This is a genomic window from Pseudomonas sp. B5(2017), assembly GCF_002112825.1.
In the GTDB taxonomy this organism is placed as follows: Bacteria; Pseudomonadota; Gammaproteobacteria; order Pseudomonadales; family Pseudomonadaceae; genus Aquipseudomonas; species Aquipseudomonas putida_Z.
Genome location: NZ_NEIR01000020.1, coordinates 1 through 21,664, shown reverse-complemented (window position 1 = coordinate 21,664; position 21,664 = coordinate 1). Strand labels below are relative to the sequence as shown.

Sequence of the window (21,664 nt, the reverse complement as noted above, 5' to 3'; positions counted from 1 at the left end):
GGTTCATTGCGCTTCTGCCTGCTTCAGCGCCAGCACGTCCTTCGGCGTGACCATGTCACCCTTGTTGTTGCCCCAGGCGTTGCGCTCGTAGGTGACCACGGCGGCGATGTCGACTTCCGAGAGCTGCTTGCCGAACGCGGCCATGGCAGTGCCGGGCTTGCCGTGGAAGACGATGCCCAAGTGGGCTTCCTTCGGCCCGGTGGCGATCTTCGAGCCCTTGAGCGCAGGGAACATCGGCGGCAGGCCCTGGCCTTCGGCCTGGTGACAGGCCACGCAGGTGGTGTGGTAGACCTTGTCACCACGTTCCACCAGCTCCTCCAGGGTCCATTCCTTGCTGGTCAGCTCCTTGAGCTTGGCAGCTTCGGCCTTGCGCTCGCCCAGCCAGGTGTCGTAGTCGGCCTTGGACTTGACCTCGACCACCACCGGCATGAAGCCGTGGTCCTTGCCGCACAGCTCGGTGCACTGGCCGCGGTAGATGCCGGGCTTCTCGATACGGGTCCAGGCTTCGTTGACGAAGCCGGGGATGGCATCACGCTTGACCGCGAAAGCCGGCACCCACCAGGAGTGGATGACGTCGGCAGCAGTCACCAGGAAACGCACCTTGGCGCCCACCGGCAGCACCAGCGGCTGGTCGACTTCGAGCAGGTAGTGCTCGTCCTTGGGTGCCTTGTTGTGGATCTGCTCGGTGGGGGTGGCCAGGTTGCTGAAGAACTCCACGTCCTGGCCCAGGTATTTGTAGTGCCACTTCCATTGGTAGCCGGTAACCTGGATATCGATGTCCGACTCGCTGGCATCGTAGATGTCGATCAGGGTCTTGGTGGCCGGGATGGCCATGGCCACCAGGATCAGGAAGGGGACCACGGTCCAGAGGATTTCCACCCAGGTGTGCTCGTGGAAATGCGCAGCCTGCTGGCCGGTGGAACGGCGGTGGATGACCATGGACCAGAACATCGCGCCAAAGACAACGATGCCGATGATCACGCAGATCCAGAAGATGGTCATGTGCAGGTCGAAGACGGCGTTGGAGACTTCCGTCGCCCCTGGGTGCATGTTCACGGTCCAGGCGGCGTTCGCCTGACCAAAAACCGACCACAACAGGAGGCCCATCCAGACATGTGGATGTCGCATCATTGCGGGTTCCCCTTCTCGTTCTTGTAGTCCCGGAGGCGTGGCCTGCGGCAAGAGGGAACGGTGGTCAAGACTGCCTGGCTTCGACGACCGAGCCCCTGCTAAAAGCAGTTGGGCCTCATCAACGAATCACGTTCACCGGGAGTATAGACAGCGACCAACGGCACGCAACGAAGGCCGTGAAATGAACTTCATGAAAGGGCCGAACGCCCCGAAAACCGCGCGCTTGATAGGGTATGGCGCAATAATGGCATTTCGATATGCCTGAGCATGCACACGTTTGTGCGACTTATAACAAATACGTCTTAGGTATTCTGTATACCGAGCTAATTTAGTGTCTTCCGTTTGAAACGTAATGTCCCTGGAGTTGTCATGAACATCGCTGCTGTACGCGAGCAGGTAAGCCAAGCCCATCAACACGAAGGCCAGACCGGCCAACTGAAAAAGCGTCTCGAGCTGCAACTGCCCCACCTGCACCCCTCGATTCAACTGCCTGAGCAGGACGCCCAGGGTACTTTGGCGCGCTTCGTCAGCGCCTACATCGAACAGGTTCCGGAACTGCTGGAGGCCGCCCATGAGGTCGCCCGCGAGGCCGGGATCGAATCGCAGATCAAACCTGTACTGAAAATCGCCGAAGCCTACTTCCTGCAGCCGCCCAGCGTGATGCAAGGGCATGTGGGCCTGGACTGCCTGCTGGATGAGGCCTACCTGGCGCACCGCCTGGTGGAAGAGGTGAACGACCTGTACATCCGTCACTTCCAGCAACCGTTGATCCCGGTCGACACCACCGTCGCCAACCTGATTGCCCACCAGTTGATTGGCGAGACGTTTGCCAACCAGCTGGATGAAGTGGTGCACCACTCGGTGGATGAAATGTTGAATGATGAAAGCTTCGCGGTGGAATCGGTGGAGGCCTACCGCGAGAAATTGAGCAGCCCGGAAACAGGCGCGGCGTGGAAGCGCTGGCCGTGCCTGTCGCGGCAGCTGGGGGTGGAGCTGGGCCAGCCGGCCTGATCCATTGGTATAAGCTGTTCCGGCCTCTTCGCGGGTAAACCCGCTCCCACAGGTACTGCACAGGCTATGAACCCTGTGCAGTACCTGTGGGAGCGGGTTTACCCGCGAAGAGGCCAGTTCAGGCGATACAGACTTTCAGCTTCAGGCCCCAACCCCCGCCGTAGTCCGCATCCGCCCCTCGATCCGCCGCTTCAAGCGCCGCTGCTCGATCAGCAACCGCGACCCATTGGCCGAATTACTGCGGCCCCAATCTTCAAGCAGCTCAAGGCACGAGTGGTCGATATAGCTGAGGTTACCCAGCGGCACATGCAGCGTGGTCCCCGCCGGCACGCTATCCAGCACCTGGGTCAGCGCCGGCACCTTGAGGAAGGTGGCCGCGCCACTAAGCCGCAATTCCATGTGCCCAGCCTTCTCCAGGCTGACCAGGTTGATCTTCAACCGCGCCGCCTTCAGTGCCAGCTTCAGCAAGGTCAGGGCAAAGCCCAGCAATACGCCAGTCAGCAGATCGGTAAAGATGATCGCCAGCGCCGTCGCCGCGTAGGTGAACATCGGCATGCGGCCATAGCGGCCCAACCCACGAAACGCCTTGAAATCCACCAGTTTGACCCCGGTAAACACCAGCACACCCGCCAGGCTCGCCACCGGGATCTGCTGCAGCACACTGCTCAGCGCCACCACGAACGCCAGCAGCCACAGGCCATGGAAGATCGCCGAAGCCCGGGTCTGCGCACCCGCCTGCACATTGGCCGAGCTACGCACGATCACCCCGGTCATCGGCAACGCGCCGAGCACCCCGCACAGCATGTTGCCGATGCCCTGGGCCGACAGCTCACGGTCGAAGTCCGAACGCTGGCCGCTGTGCATGCGGTCAACCGCAGCAGCCGACAACAAGGTTTCGGCACTGGCGATGAAGGCCAGGGCAAAAGCGGCGACCAACAGGGTCGGGTCGGCCAGTTGCATCAGGTCACCAGGGCGGATCCAGTCGATGGCTTCGGACAGGTCGGCCGGCACCTGTACGCGGTTCACCGGCAAGGCCAGCCACATGCTGATGGCCGTCATGGCCGACACGCCCAGCAGGGCACCCGGGACGAAGCGCAGCCGCTGCGGCCGCAGGCGCTCCCAGCCCCACATGATGGCGATGGTGCCCAGGCCCAGCGCACCGGCCATCCAACCGGAGCCGGCGCTTTCCTGTGGCAGGGCCGCGGCCAAGGTCGCCGGGAACTCCAGCAGGTTCTGCATGCCAGATGGTTGCGGCGCGGTATCGAACATCACATGCACCTGCGACAGCACGATCAGCACGCCAATCCCTGCCAGCATGCCGTACACCACCGCCGGCGCGGTAACCCGGAACCAGCAGCCCAGGCGCAGGCGCCCGGCCAGCAACTGCAGCAAGCCGGCCAGCAGCAGGATCGGCCCGAGCATGGCCATGCCATGCTGGCGTACCAGCTCGAACACCAATACCGCCAGGCCGGCGGCCGGGCCACTGACCTGCAGCGGCGAACCGGCAAGGAAACCTACTACAATGCCGCCGATAATGCCGGTAATCAGGCCTTTGGCCGGCGGCATGCCCGAAGCGATCGCAATGCCCATGCACAACGGCAAGGCCACCAGGAAGACCACCACCGACGCCAGCAACTCACGCGGCAGGGCCGCTTTCAACTGTGTAATGTTCACCGTGTTTCTCCTTTCTCTGTCACACAGCCATTCCGCTGGCCGTGGGCACGTTTGCCCCTGACGAGCGCGCAGGCGCGGGCCGCCAGCGGGCGTGCCGGCAGGCAGTCAGGGAATTCAAGGCAGCCGAAGGCCGCGCCACACCCCTGCAGGGTGCAGCCGGCTATCAAGGTTCAAGCGGGTGGATGGGTCGCTTAGTAGCGGCCTCTCGGAGTAGCGCAGGGGACCGGCTCGCCAGCAGCCAGGGGCAGGAAGGTGTCGCTGGCGGCGTCGTAGGCTTCGATCTTGCTGGTCTCGATGTCGTAGACCCAGCCATGGATGTACAGCTCACCGGCTGCCAGGCGCGAAGCCACCGAAGGGTGGGTGCGCAGGTGATGCAGCTGGGCGATGACGTTTTCCTTGGTCAGCACTTGCATGGTTTCGTGTTCGCTGCCGCACGAGCAGTTGTTCTCGACCACGGTGCGGGCCACTTCGGCGTGGCGCAACCAGGCGGACACGGTCGGCATCTTGGTCAGCGATTGCGGGTTGAGTACCGCACGCATGGCGCCACAGTCGGAGTGGCCGCAGACGATGATGTGATGCACTTTCAACGCCAGCACGGCGTACTCGATGGCGCTGGAAACGCCGCCGTTCATCTGGCCATAAGGCGGTACCACGTTACCGACGTTACGGGTCACGAACAGGTCGCCAGGCGAACTCTGGGTGATCAGCTCGGGAACGATGCGCGAGTCGGCGCAGGTGATGAACATGGCACGCGGGGTTTGCGCGGTGGCGAGCTTCTTGAACAGCTCTTGCTGCTCGGGGAAAACGTCATGGTGAAAACGCAGGAAGCCGTCGACGATGTGCTTCAGGGCGGCATCGGCGCTCTCCGCGGGGACCTGCGGTACGACCTTGGATGGGTCCTTGACGGGCATGATTCATCCTCTTGACGGTGTGTAGGTAAATCCATTTTACCGGTGAAAGATTCTGGCTATGCAGGGATTTAGATGACACGCACGGGCCATAGATCACAGTCGGTGAAGACTGATTTCCTACGCTAGCGGGGAAAACTTAACTGAAACTTAATTCGAAGGCTCTAGAACGGGTGTTCCAGATAGGAAAGGCGGGTATTGGATAATAGCAAAAAAACATCAACTGCCAAGAGCCATTACTGGAATTATCAACTTGGATTAGTTGCATTGAGGGCTGGCAATGCGCCCCATGCGGGAACCCGCTCCCACAAAGGCCGTGCTCTGCTCAAGCATCAGAACAGTGCCATCTGCCCCCCCGGCGGGCAAAACGCCGAACAATCCAGCGCCTGCGCTTCTCGCCCTTCGAACTCCAGCCGCTTCATGGCCTTGGCAAAGCGCTGCGCCAGCAACTCGGCAAACACGCCTTCACCGCGCATGCGTGCACCAAACCGGCTGTCATACAGTTCGCCGCCGCGGCTCTGGCGGATCAGGCTCAATACATGCGCCGCCCGCTGCGGGTAATGGTCCTGCAGCCATTGTTCGAACAACGGTGCCACTTCCAGCGGCAGGCGCAACATCATGTAGGCTGCGCTCTGTGCACCTGCCTCCCTCGCCGCCTCCAGCAGCCGCTCCAGTTCGCTGTCGTTGATCATCGGAATCATCGGCGAACACAACACGCCCACCGGCACTCCCGCCTCGCGCAACACGCGGATCGCCCGCAAGCGCGCCTTGGGTGACGCCGCGCGCGGTTCCAGCACCCGTTTCAGGTCATCGTCCAGCGTGGTCAGGCTGATCATTACCCGTACCAGGCGCTGGCGAGCCATCTCGGCCAGCAGGTCAAGGTCGCGCAATACCAGCGCCCCCTTGGTGACGATGGTCACCGGGTGGCGAAAACGCAGCAGCACTTCGAGCAGGCGTCGGGTCAGCAGTTGTTCACGTTCGATCGGCTGGTACGGGTCGGTATTGGAACCCAGGTTGATCGGCGCGCACACGTAACCCGGTTTGCTCAGTTGTTGCGCGAGCACCTCGGCGGCGTTGGTCTTGGCAATCAGCTTGGTCTCGAAATCCAGGCCGGGGGAAAGGTCCCAGTAGGCGTGGGAAGGGCGGGCATAGCAGTAGATGCAACCGTGCTCGCAGCCACGGTAAGGGTTGATGGAGCGGTCGAAGGGCAGGTCGGGCGAGGTGTTGCGGCTGATCACCGACTTGGCCGTCTCTACCCGCACCTCGGTGCCCTGGGTTTGCGGCACCTCCTGGTACCAGCCATCATCCTCCGCCACCGAATGGCTGGGGGCAAAGCGGTTGTGCGGATTGTGCGCCGTGCCACGGCCCTTTTGCGGTGCTGGAGGAATCATGGCCTACCCCGAATACTGTATTCATATACAGTATATTGCCTACCTGATTCTTTCCAGCACCTCCGGTCAGCGCACTTTCACTTCAGGCCATGCCAACGCAGAAAGGGCAGCTGGCTCGACTGCCGGCCGAGGAACACCTCGATACCTTCACGCAACGGTCGCGATGCCCCTGGGGCAAGCAATGCCTCCTGCAGCGCCTGGCCTGTGGCCCGGTCCAGCAGGCCTTGGGCCTCGAAGCGGGTGAACAGGTCGAAGGCGTGCACGTCCGACCACAGATAGGCGTAGTAACCGGCATCGTAGCCGTTTACCAGATGGTCGAAGGCATGCGCCGGGTGCTCGAAATCGGCCAGGGGCCAGTAGCCACAATGCTCACGGGCATCGCCCAGGCGCTGCTCGAGGGACCGGCCATCGTTCGGCATGCCATGCAGGTCCAGGTCGAACAGCGCCATGCTCAGGTCGCGCGCGGTTTCTTCCACACCTTGCTGCCGCAAGCGGCGCAGGCACTCATCGACCCGGGGCCGGGAAAGCTTGCTGCCATCCTGGAGCGGCGAAGAGATCTCCACCAGGTAATCCGCGTCCCAGACCCAACGTTCGAACAGCTTGCCGAACAGCTCCACGCCATCGGTACCGAGCTCGGTGACGTTGGACATCACGTGGTTGGTCGTGCGCACCAGCAAATGGTGCAAGGCATGGCCAAACTCATGGAACAGCTTGCGCAGTGACAGATGGTCCAGCAACGGCTGGCTACCCGGCAGCGCTGCAGGCACGTCGCTGTAGACCACCACCGAGGCCGCCTGGAAGATGCCCTCGGCATCGACCCGGCGGTTGCGAATGTAGGTGGTGAATACCGAGTCAGGTTGCTTGCCGGCATGCTGTACGGCGTCGAGGTACAGGAAACCGATCAAGGCGTTGTCCTGCCACACCTCGAACGGTTGCACGCTGTCATCCCAGGTTGCCAGCGGCTTGGCCAGCAGCGTTACACCAAACAGTTTTTCCACCAACTGCTGCAATGCGCTGACCACGGCATTCAGCGGGAAGTATTCGCGCAAGGCTTCGGTAGAAAGCACCTCGCGCGACGAGGCCTGCAGGTAGGCAATGTCCCAGGGTTGGACATTCCCCAAACCTTTGGCTGCGGCCTGATGCTGCATATCTGCACGCCACTGCAGCACGGCCGGCCGCACATGGTCGGCCAGGTCATGAAGAAAGCCGCGCACCTGGGCAACCGAACCTGCGCTCTTCATCTGCAGGCTCTGCTCCAGATGGCTGGCAAAGCCGAGCAGGTGGGCCTTTTCTTCCAGCAGCCTCGCCAATTGCTCCAGGTGCGAGCGATTATCCTGCTGTTGGTCAAGGCCGACGCCTCGAGTGTTATAAGCCCGGTACACGCGCTCGCGCAGTTGCCTGTTGTCAGCATGTTTGAGCACGGCGTCGGTGGTCACGCTTTCACACGCAATCAACCAACCCGGCTCACCCGCCTCCTGTGCCCTTGTAGCCAGCTCGTCACGGATGCGTTGAGGTACACCGCTCAGTTCGGATTCATCCGTGATGCTCAGCCCTGGTCGGTTGATGTTGCTGCGAAAAGCCTCGCGCGCAATGCCGATCTGTTTCAGCAGTTCGGCCAGGCGAACCTTGCCTGCGGGGTCGAGCGATGCGCCACTGGAGGCGAACTTGTGCAGATGCCAGCGCAACGTGGCGCGTTTCTGGGCATCCAGCTGCTTGCCGATGTCGCTGTTGGCCAAGCGCTCATACAGGGCCTGCAGTGCGGAGTCGGTGAACTTCTGTTCGAACCGCTCCGTGGCCTTGGCGAAGAAGTCGAAAATGGCACCGGCCCAGGCTTCGTCCCGACCAACCAATGGCGAGGCTGCATACAACACCGTCAGAAGCTGACTATCCAGCCCGTCCACCGCCAGCACCATGTCATCCCAGGTGGGCAGTGCCTGCTGGTCGCGGATGATGCGTTCGATGCCTTGCTCGTGCGCCAACAGCACGTGGTCGAAGGCAACTTGCATGTTTTGAAGCGTGATCGACGGATAATCGACGGGGATATGGCTATTTTGCAGAAGGGGGTTGTCCATGGTGCAACACCTTGCTCGGAGAGAAGAGCAGGCGAGCTTGCATGGCCAGCGTGCAGCAGGTGGCCTGACTATCTACCACCCGGGCATGCCGGCCCGGGCACGACGCCCGGGCGGCACGACGGCTTTATTCAGCCGGTTTCTTCAGCTTCGGGTTGGGGAAGAACTGCACCGTCTGTACCTTGGCCGGCGCGGCTTTCGGCTCCAGATGGTTGACCCGAGTGCCGAGTTCCTTCGGCACCGACAAGCCCTGCTCGTTGAGGGTGTCGGTAAAGCCGCAGGCCACGCACTCGCGGTGCGGTACGCCGTCTTCGTTCCACATCATCAGCTTGTCGGTCTCGCTGCACGCCGGGCATACCGCCCCGGCAATGAAGCGTTTCTTGGTCTTGTTCACGGCTACCTCGCTCATGCTGCAGCGTCCTCGCTCAGGCCACTATGGCGCAGCAAGGCATCGATGGAAGGCTCACGGCCACGGAAGTCGACGAACAGCTCCATCGGCTCGCGCGAACCACCGCGTGCCAGGATAGCCTCACGGAAGGCACGGCCGGTTTCGGCATTCAGCACGCCTTCTTCCTCGAAGCGCGAGAAGGCGTCGGCCGACAGCACTTCGGCCCACTTGTAGCTGTAGTAGCCCGCGGCATAACCACCAGCGAAGATGTGCGCAAAGCTGTTGGGGAAGCGGTTGTACGCCGGTGGGCGCATGACCGACACCTCGTCGCGTACGCCTTCGAGCACCTGCAGCACGCTGCGGCCGTCGCCATGGGTGGCATGCAGTTCAAAGTCGAACAGCGAGAACTCCAGCTGGCGCACCATCATCATGCCCGACTGGAAGTTTTTCGCCGCCAGCATCTTGTCCAGCAGGTCCTGGGGCAGTGGGGCACCGGTTTCGTAGTGGGCGGAGATCAGTGCCAGGCCTTCCGGCTCCCAGCACCAGTTTTCCATGAACTGGCTCGGCAGTTCGACCGCGTCCCAGGCCACGCCGTTGATGCCGGATACACCGGCATGCTCGATGCGGGTCAGCATGTGGTGCAGGCCGTGGCCGAACTCGTGGAACAAGGTGGTGACTTCATCGTGGGTCAACAGCGCCGGCTTGCCGGGCGCGGCCGGGGTGAAGTTGCACACCAGGTTGGCCACCGGGCTCTGCAACTGGCCAGCGGCTGTGCGGCGACGGTCACGCGCGCCATCCATCCAGGCGCCGCCACGCTTGTTGGCGCGGGCGTAGAGGTCGAAGAAGAAGCGGCCGACGTGCTGGCCGTTTTCCTTGATCTCGAACAGGCGCACATCCGGGTGCCAGCTGTCGAAGCCCTTGAGTTCGGCGATCTCGATGCCGTACAGGCGCTGCACGATGCTGAACAGGCCACCCAGCACCTTGTCGATCGGGAAGTAGGCGCGCAGGGCCTCCTGCGACACGCTGTAACGCTGCTCGCGCAGCTTCTCGCCGAAGTAGCCGGCGTCCCAGCTGGCCAGCTCAGGGCAGCCCTGCTCGGCGGCGTAGGCCTTGAGCTGCTCCAGGTCCTGGGCGGCGAACGGCTTGGAACGCTTGGCCAGGTCACGCAGGAAGCTCAGCACCTGGTCGCTGGACTCGGCCATCTTGGTGGCCAGGCTCAGCTCGGCGTAGTTCTTGTAGCCCAGCAGTTCGGCCAGTTCCTGGCGCAGGCCGAGGATTTCCTGCATCACCGGGCCGTTGTCGAACTGGCCGGCATTCGGGCCCTGGTCCGAGGCGCGGGTGCAGTAGGCGGCGTACAGCTCTTCGCGCAGGGCGCGGTCGCTGGCGTAGGTCATCACCGCGTAGTAGCTGGGGAATTCCAGGGTGATCAGCCAGCCGTCGAGGCCCTTGGCCTGGGCGGCGGCGGCCATCTGCGCCTTGGCCGAGTCGGTCAGGCCGGCCAGCGCGGCTTCGTCGGTAACGTGCTTGGTCCAGGCCTGGGTAGCGTCGAGCAGCTGGTTGGAGAAACGGCTGCCCAGCTCGCTGAGCTTGCTCTGCACTTCGGCGTAGCGTTGCTGTTTATCCGCCGGCAGGTCGATACCCGACAGGCGGAAGTCACGCAGGGCATGCTCGAGGATAGTCTTTTGCGCCACGTCGAAACCGGCGGCCTCGGGGCTGTCGATCAGCGCCTGGTAGGCTTCGAACAGCGCACGGTTCTGGCCCAGTTCGGTAGAGTAGGCGCTCAGCGCTGGCAGGCACGACTCGTAGGCTTCGCGCAGCTGCGCGCTGTTGCACACCGCATTGAGGTGGCTGACCGGGCTCCAGGCGGCGCCCAAGCGGTCGTTCAGTTCGTCCATGGCCAGCACCAGGCCAGCCCAGGTAGGGTTCTTGCCCTGCTTTTCGAGGATCTCGGCAATGGCTTTACGGTTGTCGGCCAGGATCGCTTCGATTGCCGGCAATACGTGTTCGGCACGGATTTGCGAGAAGGGCGGCAGATCGTAGGACTGCAGAAGCGGGTTGTTCGCACTCACGGTTTGGATACCTTGGCAGAAGAAACACTGCCCCATCTTAATTACAATCGACGCCGACCGCAGCAAGCAGCCTGCCTATCGGCACAGATGAGAGACGCTATCATGGCCATCCGAAGCTTCCAGCAACACACTCCGAAAGTTGGGCCCAGGGCCTTCGTCGACCGATCGGCGGTAGTGCTGGGGGACGTGGAAATCGGTGAAGACAGCTCCGTCTGGCCGTTGACCGTGATACGCGGCGACATGCACCGCATCCGCATTGGCGCGCGTACCAGCGTGCAGGACGGCAGCGTGCTGCACATCACCCATGCCGGCCCGTTCAACCCGGACGGCTTCCCGCTGATCATCGGTGACGAAGTGACCATCGGCCACAAGGTCATGCTGCATGGCTGCACCTTGGGCAACCGCATCCTGGTCGGCATGGGCAGCACCATCATGGACGGCGCCATCGTCGAGGACGAAGTGATCATCGGCGCCGGCAGCCTGGTGCCGCCGGGCAAGCGCCTGGTCAGTGGCTACCTGTACATGGGCAGCCCGGTGAAACAGGCCCGGCTGCTGAACGACCAGGAACACGCATTTTTTGCCTACAGCGCCAGTAACTATGTGAAGCTCAAGGACCAGCACCTGGCCGAAGGCTACGATCAACCTGAATGACCGCATTCGCGGGTAAACCCGCTCCCACAGTTACGGCGCCGGCCTCAGGCCCTGTGATATCCCTGTGGGAGCGGGTTTACCCGCGAAGAAGACCACGCAGCATTCAAAGTGGAACCCGCAAATGCACCAGCAAAACATCCTCTTCGACCTCGACGGCACCCTGACCGACCCGCGCCAGGGCATCACCCGCTCGATCCAGTATGCCCTGGCCAAACTGGGCATCGACGAGCCGGACCTCACCCGCCTCGAGCACTTCATCGGCCCCCCCCTGCTGCAGGCCTTCATGCAGTTCTACAGCTTCGACGAAGCCAAGGCCTGGGATGCGGTGAACTTCTATCGGGAACGCTTCAGGGTCACCGGCCTGTACGAAAACCTGGTGTTCGAAGGTGTGCCGGAGCTGCTCGATGCCCTGAAAGGCCAGGGTCGCACGCTGTACATCGCCACCTCCAAGCCGTGGGAGTTCGCCCGTGAAATCGCCCGGCACTTCGCCTTCGACCACCACTTCAAGGTGATCTACGGCAGTGAACTGGATGGCACGCGCACCAACAAGGTCGAGCTGATTCGCCACCTGCTTGATGAAGAAGGGCTGGACCCGGCGCAGACGCTGATGATCGGCGACCGCAAGCATGACCTGATCGGTGCGCGCAGCAATGGCTTGCAGGCGGTGGCGGTGGGGTACGGGTTTGGTAGCCAGGAAGAGTTGATGGCCGAAGAGCCGGCCTACCACTTTGCTACCTTGGCCGAGATGCATCAGGCGTTCCTCAAGGCTTGATGGCCCTGGGGGCTGCTTTGCAGCCCATCGCGACACAAGGCCGCTCCTACAGGCGATCGCGTACCTTCTGTAGGAGCGGCCTTGCGTCGCGATGGGCCGCAAGGCGGCCCAAAATCTCAGCGGCTAACCATCAACCGCCGTAAGGCTGCCTTCCTCTCATCGATCGGCAACCGCCCCAATTGCTCGACCCGGTGATAAAAACGCTGCCAATCCCCATCAACCTCACGGAACACCGCCGCAAACGCCGGTACCCACTGGTCATACAGCCCGAACGGCAGCAACTTGGCATTGCTCATCGGCCCATACATCCAGGCGTCATAGCGCTTGTCACCACCCCACTGGGCATCACGCACTTGCCGGTATTCCCGCCTAAGCCGCTCGAACTCCGCCTGCTTGGCCGTCCGCTTCTGCGCATCATCCAGAGGCCCGGCATAAATCGCCTGCAACCGCTCGCGGCTGGCCAGCACCAACCGGATGAACTGCTCACGCTGCTGCCCCTGCTCCCCGCCAGAGGCAGCAAGGCCCCGCGCCACGCGCCATTGCCGCGTGCCTTCCTGCTCGACGAATGAGGCAAACGACTCGTTGAACTCGGTGTCGTCCTGCACATAGAAGCGCTGGTGGGCCAGCTCATGGAAGATCAGCGTGGCCAGGCGCTCGTCGCTCCAACCCACCATCGACGACAGGATCGGGTCGTCGAACCAGCCCAGGGTCGAATAAGCCTCCACGCCGCCCACGTATACATCCATGCCGTCCTGGCGCATCAACGCCGCCGCCCCTCGCGCCGCGCCTTGCTGGTAATAGCCGCGATAGGCCACACACCCTGCGATCGGGAAGCAGTGCGTCACTGGCTGCAACGACAGCTCGGGGGTGGCGAACACATTCCATACCACGTAGGGCCGGCCAAGGTCGGCGTACACCCGGTAGCTGCGGTTGTCCGGCAGCTTCAGCTGCTGGCTGGCAAATGCCCGCGCCTGCTTGGCGTGCTGCAGGCGCGCGCGCAATTGCGCTGAAGTGGCCGGGTTGGCCACTACCTGATCCACCGGCTGCCGTGCGCGTAGCAGCTGCCACTGGCCCTCGGCCAACTGCCCATAGTAGGCGGCGCTGCTGCAACCGTTCAGCAGGAGCACCGCCAGCAGGGGAACCAAACGGGTAAAAACAAGGTCGAGTGGCCCAGGGCCTGAGCGCTGCATAAGAATAAGTCGAAGCATCCGGGACTGTCTGACTCGCTCAAGGTCGATTCACTCCAAGACTATCTCGCCAAGGGGGAGTTTCGCCATGCGTGCACTGTTGGTCACCGGCTCACTGTTGCTGATATCCGCCTGTTCGACCTTGCCAGACCCGGACCCGAACCAGGCCTGGATCGACCTCACGCCCTACGACAACACCTCGCTGCACGCCGTGCAGGTAGATGAACGCGACTGGGCCGACAGCCGTTACTTCGAAGTACAGCCCGGCAGCCACGAGCTGACCGTGCGCTACCAGTTTCCGGTTACCCCCAGCAATATCGGCCCGGTCAAGGAGCCTTTGTGGCGAGATTGCCAGGTCAAGCTGACCTTCAAGGATTTCAGTGCCGGCCAGCGCTACCAGCTGCAGGCTGGCAGCATCGGTTTCCGCCCTTGGATCAAACTCTACGACCATCAGCAAAAACTGGTTGGCCAGGGCTTGCCTGCAGGTTGCCAGCGCACCTGAAACGCACAAACGGCGCTATGCTTGTAGCCTATAAATCGCAAGTGGGAGTCTTGCCATGCGCCAGCCCATGATGCTGATCGCCCTCAGTGCACTGGGGGCTTGCGCCAGCCCCTTGCCGCCCGTCGACCCCAAGCAGGCCTGGGTCGACCTGTACACCATGACTCCCGGCAGGGTGATCATGGCCGACCGCCTCGACGGCAAGCGCCTGGAAGATGGCCGTTACTTCCAGGTGACGCCAGGCAAGCACGAACTGGTAGTGCGCTTCGATTACGAGATATATGGGGGCGGCCTCATGACCCAGCCCAGGGACCGTACCTGCTACCTGACCGTGCGCTTTGACAACTTCAAGGCCGGTGAACGCTATCGCCTGGAGGCACGGGCGCCGGTGATGGAACCGCAGGTGCTGCTGTATGACGGCAGCCGCAAGGTGGTGGTGAACGAGCCTAGCGAGGTGTTCTGCATTCCTTGACCTAGGGCTGCATTGCTCCTACAGGAGATACGCGATCCCTGTAGAAGCGGCCTTGTGTCGCGATAGGGCCGCAAAGCGGCCCCCAAAATCCTGAACCTACCGATCATTCTTCTGATAAATGATCTTCTTGGTCCCACCATCGCAGGTCCCGACGACCATGTTCTGGTCCTTGACCTCGCTGTTGGGCACGATCTCCAGGGTATAGGACGAAACACCCTGGGCCTGGATCTTGGCCTCGATCTCGGCTTTGAGCTCCTCGCACGGCTTGACCGCCGCCAACGCAGATGTGGCGACCAGGGAAGCCAACACGGTGATTGCTACGCGAATCATGAAACGGCTCCTGAAAGGGCAGCGTGCTGCCGACGCTGTTTAGACTACAACAAACCGCCCTCATTGCACTGCTTCAACCCACCAGCGCCGCATCCAGGCTGATCTTCGCGTTCAGCACCTTGGACACCGGGCACCCGGCCTTGGCCTTGTCGGCGATCTGCAAGAACTGCGCTTCACTCGCCCCAGGCACCTTGGCCCTGAGCACCAGATGCACCGCCGTAATGGCAAAGCCATCAGCTTGCTTGTCGAGTGTCACTTCGGCAGCGGTGTCGATCCTGTCCGGGGTGAACCCCGCTTCGCCCAGCATCATCGACAGTGCCATCGAGAAGCAGCCGGCGTGCGCCGCGCCGATCAGCTCCTCCGGGTTGGTCCCGGGCGAGCCCTCGAAACGGGTATTGAAGCCGTAGGGGTTCTGCTTTAGCGCGCCGCTTTCGGTAGAAAGCAGGCCTTTGCCGTCCTTCAGGCCACCTTGCCAGATTGCCGATGCTGTCTTTTTCATGATGCCTCCTGATCTCGGGTTACATGCTTATGGCTTCAGAGGTCAGCCGCCTACGGCAAGTTCAGAGCAATCGCACGGCAAGCATTGAATCCGTCGAATGTGCCCATACAGAGTTGAAAAGGCCTGTGGCCAAAAACCTTTGCGGAGGCTCCATGACGCAGCTGCGTGACCTGAAGATTTCCACCCTCGACCTGGTGCCGGTACGCGCCGACGCTGGCCCGGCGCAGTCGCTGCGCAACTCGCTGGACCTGGCGCAGCACGTCGAGCGTTTTGGCTACAACCGCTTCTGGGTGGCCGAGCACCACAACATGGACGGCATCGCCAGTTCGGCGACTTCGGTGCTGATCGGCTACCTGGCCGGGGGCACCTCGAGCATTCGCGTGGGCTCTGGCGGGGTCATGCTGCCCAACCATGCGCCGCTGGTGATCGCCGAGCAGTTCGGCACCCTGGCCAGCCTGTACCCGGGGCGCATCGACCTGGGGTTGGGCCGCGCGCCAGGTTCCGACCAGATGACCGCCTACGCCCTGCGCCGCGACCGCGCCGGCGGCCCGGATGACTTCCCGGACGATGTCGAGGAACTGTCACGCTACCTTGGCCCGCGTACCGATGATCAAAAAGTGATCGCCGTGCCAGGGCACGACACCGACGTACCGATGTGGCTGCTCGGCTCCAGCCTGTTCAGCGCTCAACTGGCCGGCATGCGCGGCATGCCCTACGCCTTCGCCTCGCACTTTGCGCCGCGCTACATGCACGAGGCGATCCGCGTGTACCGCAACCACTTCAAGCCCTCGACCACATTGGACAAGCCGTATGTGATGCTGGGCATCCCCATGGTGGTGGCGGAAACCGACGAAAAGGCCGAGTACCTGGCCACGTCGGTGTACCAGCGCATCCTCGCGCTGATTCGCGGGCAGAGCCTGATGCAGAAGCCGCCGGTGGAAAGCATGGACGGGCTGTGGCTACCCCATGAGCGGGATGCGGTGGGCAGCTTCCTCGGCCTGGCGATGATTGGCAGCCCGCAGAAGGTGCGGGCCAAGGTGGAAGTGCTGCTGGAGCAGACCGGGGCAGATGAGCTGATCTTTACCTGTGATTTGTATGAGCATGCGGACCGGATTCGGTCCTATGAACTGATGGCGCAGGCTCTCAAGACCGCGTGATCTTCTTCGCGGGTAAACCCGCTCCCACAGGTACAGCGTCGCTCTCAGGCCTGTGATATCCCTGTGGGAGCGGGCGAGCCCGCGAAGAAGCCAGCACATTAGCCGCGCCGGTACACAATCTCCTTGGTACCAGCCTCGCAGCTGCCAATCACCTTGCCGGCCGGGTCGCCCTTGTCGACGATCTCCAGCTTGTAGCCGGTAACACCCTTGGCATCCAGCTTGGCCGCAATCTCTGCCTTGAGCTCCTCGCACGGCTTGCCCGCCGCCAGCGCACCACCGGCCAGGGTCATCAGGCCCAGCGCCAGAATCAGTTTGTTCATCACTCGCTTTCCTTGTGCAGATGAAATCAGAAAGGGCGCCCGCCAAGGCGCCCCCTCCCTAAATACCCCATCATGCCGGGCTCATCCAGCCCGGCAGTGTTTCAGCTATTGGCGATACGGAAGCCGACCTTCAGCGTGACCTGAAAGTGCGCCGCCTTGTTGTCACGGATATGGCCACGGGTATCTATCACTTCGAACCACTCCAGGTGCTTGATGCTCTTGCCGGCTTCGGCCAGGGCATTGTTGATCGCCTCTTCGATGCTGGTGGTCGAAGACCCCACCAGTTCGATCTTCTTGTAGGTGTGATGATCGGTCATGAGCGCTCTCCTCGGATGATGGTGAGATTGAGCCTAGCAGCGCAGGCCTGGTTTACCTGCGAGCGGTCACCATTGGCGAAAGTTCGATCGCACTTTCCCGCGGGCCCAAGGTCGCAATCCTTACAGTCCATACTGCAAAGGAGAGTCAACATGCACCGCAATTCGCTGCGTAGAACGTCCCTGGAAAGCATGGAAGCGGAGATCGAGAGCCTTCTGAAAAGCCTGGAAAACCTCAAGCATGATGCATCGGAGGAGTCCCAGAAATCGGTGAAGGCAATCCGCAGCAACGCCGAGAGTGCTCTGCGTCATTCGCGCCACCTGTTGAGCGATGCCTACGAGGAAGTGAAGCACCGCACCCGCCAGACCGGCATCGCCACCCGCGACTATGCCCAGGAGCACCCGTACACCACCGCCGGCGTCGCCATTGGCGCGCTAGGCCTGCTGGCGGCGTACCTGATGTGCAAACGCAACTAAGCGCCCTGTCGCGCCAGTTCTGCCCTTAGCCACTGCGCCAACTGCTCGGCGCGCCCGTCCGCGGCGCGCCTGGGCACCCACAGCGCCAATGCCGCAGGGGTAGGTGAAAAGCCCCACGGCGCATTCAAACGGCCCGCCCGCAGGTCATCAGCGACCAGCGGCTGCGGCGCAATCGCCACACCCAACCCGGCCACCGCAGCTTCCAGCAGGTAATACAGGTGCTCGAAAGCCTGGCCATAGTGCAGGGTCGCCGGCTCCAGCCCCTGTTCCAGCGCCCAGGTCGGCCAAGCCTGCGGGCGCGAGGTGGTGTGCAGCAAGGCTTCGCCCAGCAAGGCCTTGGCCGGCGCACCCTGCAAGCGCTCGAAACCGGCGAAATGCGGGCTGAGCACCGGCCCGATGCGCTCCTCGGCCAGCACATGCACCTGCATGTCCGCCGGCCATGGCGGCTCGGCATACACCAGCAGCGCATCCAGCCCTGGCCGCCGCGGGTCCAGGTCGCCTTCACCGGCCGACAGGTGCAGGCGCAGCTCTGGCAAATCCGCCTGCAGCCGGCCCAACCGCGGGATGAACCAGCGCGCCAGCAGGCTGCCCGAGCAGCCCAGCACGAACGGCGCCTCGCTGACATCGTGGCTGAGCTCGGCGCACACGCTGCGCAGGCGGTCGAAGGCTTCGCTACTGGCATCGCGCAGGCGTACGCCGGCATCTGTGAGTTTGATGCCACGCCCGTCCTTCACGAACAGCGCGACGCCCAGGTGCTCTTCAAGTACCTTGATCTGCCGGCTGACGGCGCCATGGGTGACGTGCAGCGCTTCGGCCGCCTGGCTGACGCTGTTGAGCCGTGCGGTAGCCTCGAAGGCCCGCAGGGCATTGAGGGGAGGGAGGTCGTGGGCCATTTTACCTGTGAGTTTTTCTGACAAGTTTGCGCAATCTTATCGGTTTTCAGCCGGGCTTGCCGTGGTTAGAGTAAAGCCCATCACTCATTCATTACGCCCTGGAGCGCCCCATGACCCAGTCCCAATACCGCCCCGGCCCCGACGCCAACGGCCTGTTCGGCTCGTTCGGCGGCCGCTACGTGGCCGAAACCCTGATGCCACTGGTGCTGGACCTGGCCCGCGAATACGAAGCGGCCAAGGCAGACCCCAAGTTCCTCGAAGAGCTGGCCTACTTCCAGCGCGACTACATCGGCCGCCCCAACCCGCTGTACTTCGCCGAGCGCCTGACCGAGCACTGCGGTGGCGCGAAGATTTTCTTCAAGCGTGAAGAACTCAACCACACCGGCGCGCACAAGGTGAACAACTGCATTGGCCAGGTGCTGCTGGCCAAGCGCATGGGCAAGAAGCGCCTGATCGCCGAAACCGGCGCCGGCATGCACGGCGTGGCCACCGCCACCGTCGCTGCCCGCTTCGGCCTGCCTTGCGTGATCTACATGGGCGCCACCGACATCGAGCGCCAGCAGGCCAACGTGTTCCGCATGAAGCTGCTGGGCGCCGAGATCGTCCCGGTCACCGCCGGCACCGGCACCCTGAAGGACGCCATGAACGAGGCCCTGCGCGACTGGGTCACCAACGTCGAAGACACCTTCTACCTGATCGGCACCGTGGCCGGCCCGCACCCGTACCCGGCCATGGTCCGCGACTTCCAGTCGATCATCGGCAAGGAAACCCGCGCCCAGCTGCAAGAGAAGGAAGGCCGCCTGCCAGACAGTCTGGTTGCCTGCGTCGGTGGCGGCTCCAACGCCATGGGCCTGTTCCATGAGTTCCTCGAAGAGCCAAGCGTGCAGATCATCGGCGTCGAAGCCGGTGGCCATGGCGTGCACACCGACAAGCACGCCGCCAGCCTGAACGGCGGGGTACCGGGCGTGCTGCACGGCAACCGCACCTACCTGCTGCAGGACGAAGACGGCCAGATCACCGACGCCCACTCGATTTCCGCCGGCCTGGACTACCCGGGCATCGGCCCGGAGCACGCCTACCTTCACGAAGTGAAGCGTGTCGAGTACGTCAGCATCACCGACGACGAAGCGCTGGATGCGTTCCACGCCACCTGCCGCCTGGAAGGCATCATCCCGGCCCTGGAAAGCTCCCACGCCCTGGCCGAGGCGATCAAGCGCGCACCGAAGCTGCCCAAGGACCACCTGATGGTCGTGTGCCTGTCGGGCCGCGGCGACAAAGACATGCAAACCGTCATGAACCACATGGCCGCCCAGGAGAAACAGGCATGAGCCGTCTTGAACAACGCTTCGCCGAGCTGAAGGCCGAAGGCCGCTCGGCACTGGTCACCTTCGTCACCGCGGGCGACCCGGGCTATGACGCCTCGCTGCAGATCCTCAAAGGCCTGCCGGCAGCCGGTGCCGACGTGATCGAACTGGGCATGCCGTTCACCGACCCGATGGCCGACGGCGTGGCCATCCAGCTGGCCACCCTGCGTGCCCTGGAAGCCGGCCAGACCCTGGCCAAGACCCTGCAGATGGTTCGCGAATTCCGTGTGGATAACCAGGCCACACCGATCGTACTGATGGGTTACTACAACCCGATCCACCGCTTTGGCGTGGAAAAGTTCGTGGCCGAAGCCAAGCAAGCGGGTGTCGATGGCCTGATCATCGTCGACCTGCCGCCAGAGCACGACGCCGAACTGGCGACCCCGGCCCAGGCAGCGGGTATCGACTTCATCCGCCTGACCACCCCGACCACAGACGACGCGCGCCTGCCGCGCGTGCTGGAGCGCAGCTCCGGGTTCGTCTACTACGTGTCGGTGGCTGGTGTGACCGGCGCCGGCTCGGCGACCACCGAGCACGTGACCGAAGCCATTGCCCGCCTGCGTCGGCATACCGATCTGCCGATCAGCGTTGGTTTCGGTATTCGTACGCCGGAGCAGGCTGCGGCCATTGCCCGCCTGTCGGACGGCGTGGTGGTGGGCTCGGCACTGGTCGACAAGATTGCCCAGGCCAAGAGTGCCGAGCAGGCAGTCAACGATGTATTGAGCCTGTGCTCGGCACTGGCTGAAGGGGTGCGCGGCGCCCGCCGTTGAACCGCGTCGCCTGCTTCGCGGGCACGCCCGCTCCCACAGGGACAACACAGATGCTGAAAGCTGTGGAGGACCTGTGGGAGCGGGCTTGCCCGCGAAGAGGCCAGCACAGGCTTATAGAGGCCTATCCCCCGAAAATCGACAGATCCAGCGGCCGCACCGCCCCCATCCAGATCGCATGGTCACGGTGGTCCGCCAGCTCATCCCCGGTCAGCGGGTGCATGAACACCACCAACCCCTTCCGATACAGCGCCAACCACGGCAGCACCACCCCCACAAACTCCGGCTCGAAGGCCAGCTGGCAGCTCCAGTCCGGGTGCGGCCCCACCGGTTTCTGGTGCATGCGCCCCATGGTCACGGGAAACAGCCGCGCCGCCTCCTCGCACAGTTCACGGGCCTGGTCCATGGTCGCTGCGTCGTAGTAAACGTGGGCGTGGTAACCCTTGATCCTCTGCACGATAACTCCTGATTGCGGTCCAAACATCACCACCTGCAAAGGGAGTGATGCAGTGAAAAACGCCGAAACCCCAGTGTTCAAACTGGTCCTGTTCGGGCCTGAAAGCAGCCTGGGCAACGCCCTGATGGTAGAGCTGCTGTCGCGCCAGCACGAAGTCACCGCCGTGGTCGACGACCTCAACCGCCACGCGCCGCGCCCCGGCCTGCATTTCAAGATAGGCGGGCTTGGCGATGCCGACCAGGCGGAGCAGGGCGCGGCAGGCGGGTCGGCAGTAATTGCCCTGTTGTCGACGCTGGCGCCGGGTGATCTGCCCGGGCAAGCCCGCATGAGCGAGGCGCTGGTGGCGGGGCTGAAGCGTACGACTATACGCCGGCTGTTGCTGGTGGGCGATTTCGATGTGCTGGATGAGCCGGGCAAGTACAGCGAGACAGAGCGGGAGTGTGTGGACCAGGTGGTGGACGGGTTACAGCGCAGTGCGTTGCACTGGACGCTGATCAATGCCCCGCAGGAACTGGCCGGGTTGGGGATGGAGCATTTTCGCAGCACCGAAGGTACGCTGGAGCCGGGGTTGGCCGAGCCGTTGCGGCACCTGGCCAGGGTCGCGGCAGGGATGGTGGATATGCTGGAGCTGGATTTGCACCGGGGCGAGCATCTGAACTTCGTGGTCTAGATTGCCGGGGCTGCTGTACAGCCCATCGCCGGCAAGCCAGCTCCCACAGGGACGGCGCCATTCTCCAGGCTTGTACAGCACCTGTGGGAGCTGGCTTGCCGGCGATGGGCCGCAAAGCGGCCCCGGGGATGTCACAGGCTGCGCTCGCGCTCCAGCCAATCCACGAACCGCTCGATCAACGCCCCACGCCGCTT

Annotated in this window: 24 protein-coding genes; 10 read left to right on the top strand and 14 right to left on the bottom strand. The window is 63.0% G+C overall.

Going from position 1 to position 21,664, the window contains the following annotated elements; genetic code table 11:
- Nucleotides 1-3: 3 nt before the first annotated feature.
- The gene (coxB, locus tag CAG00_RS25005) at nt 4-1,131 is read right to left on the bottom strand and encodes a cytochrome c oxidase subunit II (RefSeq protein ID WP_015268462.1); all 1,128 of its coding nucleotides are present in this window, start codon (nt 1,129-1,131) and stop codon (nt 4-6) included.
- A 369-nt stretch (nt 1,132-1,500) separates the two neighbouring features.
- On the opposite strand from coxB, the gene CAG00_RS25000 reads away from it, so the two are divergent.
- Nucleotides 1,501-2,142 carry a hypothetical protein gene (locus CAG00_RS25000; protein WP_039612407.1) on the top strand — a complete coding sequence of 214 codons (642 nt, stop codon included), beginning with the start codon at nt 1,501-1,503 and terminating at the stop codon, nt 2,140-2,142.
- Nucleotides 2,143-2,283: 141 nt separating this feature from the next.
- On the opposite strand, the gene CAG00_RS24990 is transcribed toward CAG00_RS25000, so the two are convergent.
- From CAG00_RS24990 to prlC, 6 genes are all read right to left on the bottom strand, one after another.
- Nucleotides 2,284-3,816, bottom strand: coding sequence for a SulP family inorganic anion transporter (locus tag CAG00_RS24990; protein ID WP_085665595.1), 1,533 nt, complete (start codon nt 3,814-3,816; stop codon nt 2,284-2,286).
- 191 nt (nt 3,817-4,007) lie between these two features.
- Entirely contained in the window at nt 4,008-4,727 is a 720-nt protein-coding gene (locus CAG00_RS24985; protein WP_013970295.1) for a carbonic anhydrase, read from the bottom strand.
- Between the two features lie 329 nt (nt 4,728-5,056).
- Nucleotides 5,057-6,115, bottom strand: coding sequence for a PA0069 family radical SAM protein (locus tag CAG00_RS24980; RefSeq protein WP_075046853.1), 1,059 nt, complete (start codon nt 6,113-6,115; stop codon nt 5,057-5,059).
- A gap of 77 nt (nt 6,116-6,192) precedes the next feature.
- Nucleotides 6,193-8,187, bottom strand: a complete 1,995-nt coding sequence (locus CAG00_RS24975; RefSeq protein WP_085665594.1) for a M3 family metallopeptidase — start codon at nt 8,185-8,187, stop codon at nt 6,193-6,195.
- A gap of 124 nt (nt 8,188-8,311) precedes the next feature.
- On the bottom strand, nt 8,312-8,593 hold the full coding sequence (locus CAG00_RS24970; protein WP_013970292.1) for a YheV family putative zinc ribbon protein: 282 nt from the start codon (nt 8,591-8,593) through the stop codon (nt 8,312-8,314).
- Nucleotides 8,590-10,677, bottom strand: coding sequence for an oligopeptidase A (gene prlC, locus CAG00_RS24965; protein ID WP_085665593.1), 2,088 nt, complete (start codon nt 10,675-10,677; stop codon nt 8,590-8,592). Before prlC ends, CAG00_RS24970 begins: the two co-directional genes overlap by 4 nt.
- Nucleotides 10,678-10,743: 66 nt before the next feature.
- Between prlC and CAG00_RS24960 the strand changes: the two genes are divergently transcribed.
- Nucleotides 10,744-11,292 (top strand): gamma carbonic anhydrase family protein, encoded by a 549-nt coding sequence (locus tag CAG00_RS24960; RefSeq protein WP_003261048.1) that lies wholly within the window; start codon nt 10,744-10,746, stop codon nt 11,290-11,292.
- A gap of 121 nt (nt 11,293-11,413) precedes the next feature.
- The gene (locus CAG00_RS24955; protein ID WP_085665592.1) at nt 11,414-12,064 is read left to right on the top strand and encodes an HAD family hydrolase; all 651 of its coding nucleotides are present in this window, start codon (nt 11,414-11,416) and stop codon (nt 12,062-12,064) included.
- A gap of 116 nt (nt 12,065-12,180) precedes the next feature.
- Here the strand turns inward: CAG00_RS24955 and CAG00_RS24950 are convergent, their stop codons facing one another.
- A complete protein-coding gene (locus tag CAG00_RS24950) occupies nt 12,181-13,254 on the bottom strand; it encodes an aminopeptidase (protein ID WP_085665591.1) in 1,074 nt (357 codons plus the stop codon).
- Nucleotides 13,255-13,339: 85 nt separating this feature from the next.
- Between CAG00_RS24950 and CAG00_RS24945 the strand changes: the two genes are divergently transcribed.
- Both CAG00_RS24945 and CAG00_RS24940 read left to right on the top strand, forming a co-directional pair.
- Nucleotides 13,340-13,753, top strand: a complete 414-nt coding sequence (locus tag CAG00_RS24945) for a hypothetical protein (RefSeq protein WP_085665590.1) — start codon at nt 13,340-13,342, stop codon at nt 13,751-13,753.
- Nucleotides 13,754-13,808: 55 nt separating this feature from the next.
- A complete protein-coding gene (locus tag CAG00_RS24940) occupies nt 13,809-14,222 on the top strand; it encodes a hypothetical protein (protein WP_013970286.1) in 414 nt (137 codons plus the stop codon).
- Nucleotides 14,223-14,318: 96 nt separating this feature from the next.
- Here CAG00_RS24940 and CAG00_RS24935 read toward each other — a convergent pair whose 3' ends face one another.
- Together CAG00_RS24935 and CAG00_RS24930 are read right to left on the bottom strand one after the other, a co-directional pair.
- Nucleotides 14,319-14,552, bottom strand: a complete 234-nt coding sequence (locus CAG00_RS24935; protein ID WP_003261043.1) for a DUF1161 domain-containing protein — start codon at nt 14,550-14,552, stop codon at nt 14,319-14,321.
- Between the two features lie 73 nt (nt 14,553-14,625).
- Nucleotides 14,626-15,051, bottom strand: coding sequence for an OsmC family protein (locus CAG00_RS24930; protein WP_013970285.1), 426 nt, complete (start codon nt 15,049-15,051; stop codon nt 14,626-14,628).
- 152 nt (nt 15,052-15,203) lie between these two features.
- Between CAG00_RS24930 and CAG00_RS24925 the strand changes: the two genes are divergently transcribed.
- Complete coding sequence (locus CAG00_RS24925; RefSeq protein WP_085588901.1) at nt 15,204-16,208, top strand: LLM class flavin-dependent oxidoreductase; 1,005 nt, start codon at nt 15,204-15,206, stop codon at nt 16,206-16,208.
- A gap of 98 nt (nt 16,209-16,306) precedes the next feature.
- On the opposite strand, the gene CAG00_RS24920 is transcribed toward CAG00_RS24925, so the two are convergent.
- Together CAG00_RS24920 and CAG00_RS24915 are read right to left on the bottom strand one after the other, a co-directional pair.
- Complete coding sequence (locus CAG00_RS24920; RefSeq protein WP_003261041.1) at nt 16,307-16,528, bottom strand: DUF1161 domain-containing protein; 222 nt, start codon at nt 16,526-16,528, stop codon at nt 16,307-16,309.
- A 101-nt stretch (nt 16,529-16,629) separates the two neighbouring features.
- Entirely contained in the window at nt 16,630-16,845 is a 216-nt protein-coding gene (locus CAG00_RS24915) for a dodecin (protein ID WP_013970282.1), read from the bottom strand.
- A gap of 150 nt (nt 16,846-16,995) precedes the next feature.
- Here CAG00_RS24915 and CAG00_RS24910 point away from each other — a divergent pair, with 150 nt between their 5' ends.
- A complete protein-coding gene (locus CAG00_RS24910; RefSeq protein ID WP_003261039.1) occupies nt 16,996-17,319 on the top strand; it encodes a YqjD family protein in 324 nt (107 codons plus the stop codon).
- On the opposite strand, the gene CAG00_RS24905 is transcribed toward CAG00_RS24910, so the two are convergent.
- The gene (locus CAG00_RS24905) at nt 17,316-18,212 is read right to left on the bottom strand and encodes a LysR family transcriptional regulator (protein WP_085665589.1); all 897 of its coding nucleotides are present in this window, start codon (nt 18,210-18,212) and stop codon (nt 17,316-17,318) included. The two genes, CAG00_RS24910 and CAG00_RS24905, sit on opposite strands and share 4 nt — an antisense overlap.
- A gap of 110 nt (nt 18,213-18,322) precedes the next feature.
- Between CAG00_RS24905 and trpB the strand changes: the two genes are divergently transcribed.
- Both trpB and trpA read left to right on the top strand, forming a co-directional pair.
- A complete protein-coding gene (trpB, locus tag CAG00_RS24900) occupies nt 18,323-19,540 on the top strand; it encodes a tryptophan synthase subunit beta (protein WP_015268451.1) in 1,218 nt (405 codons plus the stop codon).
- Nucleotides 19,537-20,346: a tryptophan synthase subunit alpha gene (gene trpA / locus CAG00_RS24895; RefSeq protein WP_015268450.1), complete on the top strand. Its 810-nt coding sequence runs from the start codon at nt 19,537-19,539 to the stop codon at nt 20,344-20,346. The genes trpB and trpA overlap by 4 nt, the downstream gene beginning before the upstream one ends.
- A 121-nt stretch (nt 20,347-20,467) precedes the next feature.
- On the opposite strand, the gene CAG00_RS24890 is transcribed toward trpA, so the two are convergent.
- Nucleotides 20,468-20,800 (bottom strand): DOPA 4,5-dioxygenase family protein, encoded by a 333-nt coding sequence (locus tag CAG00_RS24890; protein ID WP_013970278.1) that lies wholly within the window; start codon nt 20,798-20,800, stop codon nt 20,468-20,470.
- 52 nt (nt 20,801-20,852) lie between these two features.
- On the opposite strand from CAG00_RS24890, the gene CAG00_RS24885 reads away from it, so the two are divergent.
- The gene (locus tag CAG00_RS24885) at nt 20,853-21,470 is read left to right on the top strand and encodes an NAD(P)-dependent oxidoreductase (protein WP_046615298.1); all 618 of its coding nucleotides are present in this window, start codon (nt 20,853-20,855) and stop codon (nt 21,468-21,470) included.
- Nucleotides 21,471-21,664: the final 194 nt, after the last annotated feature.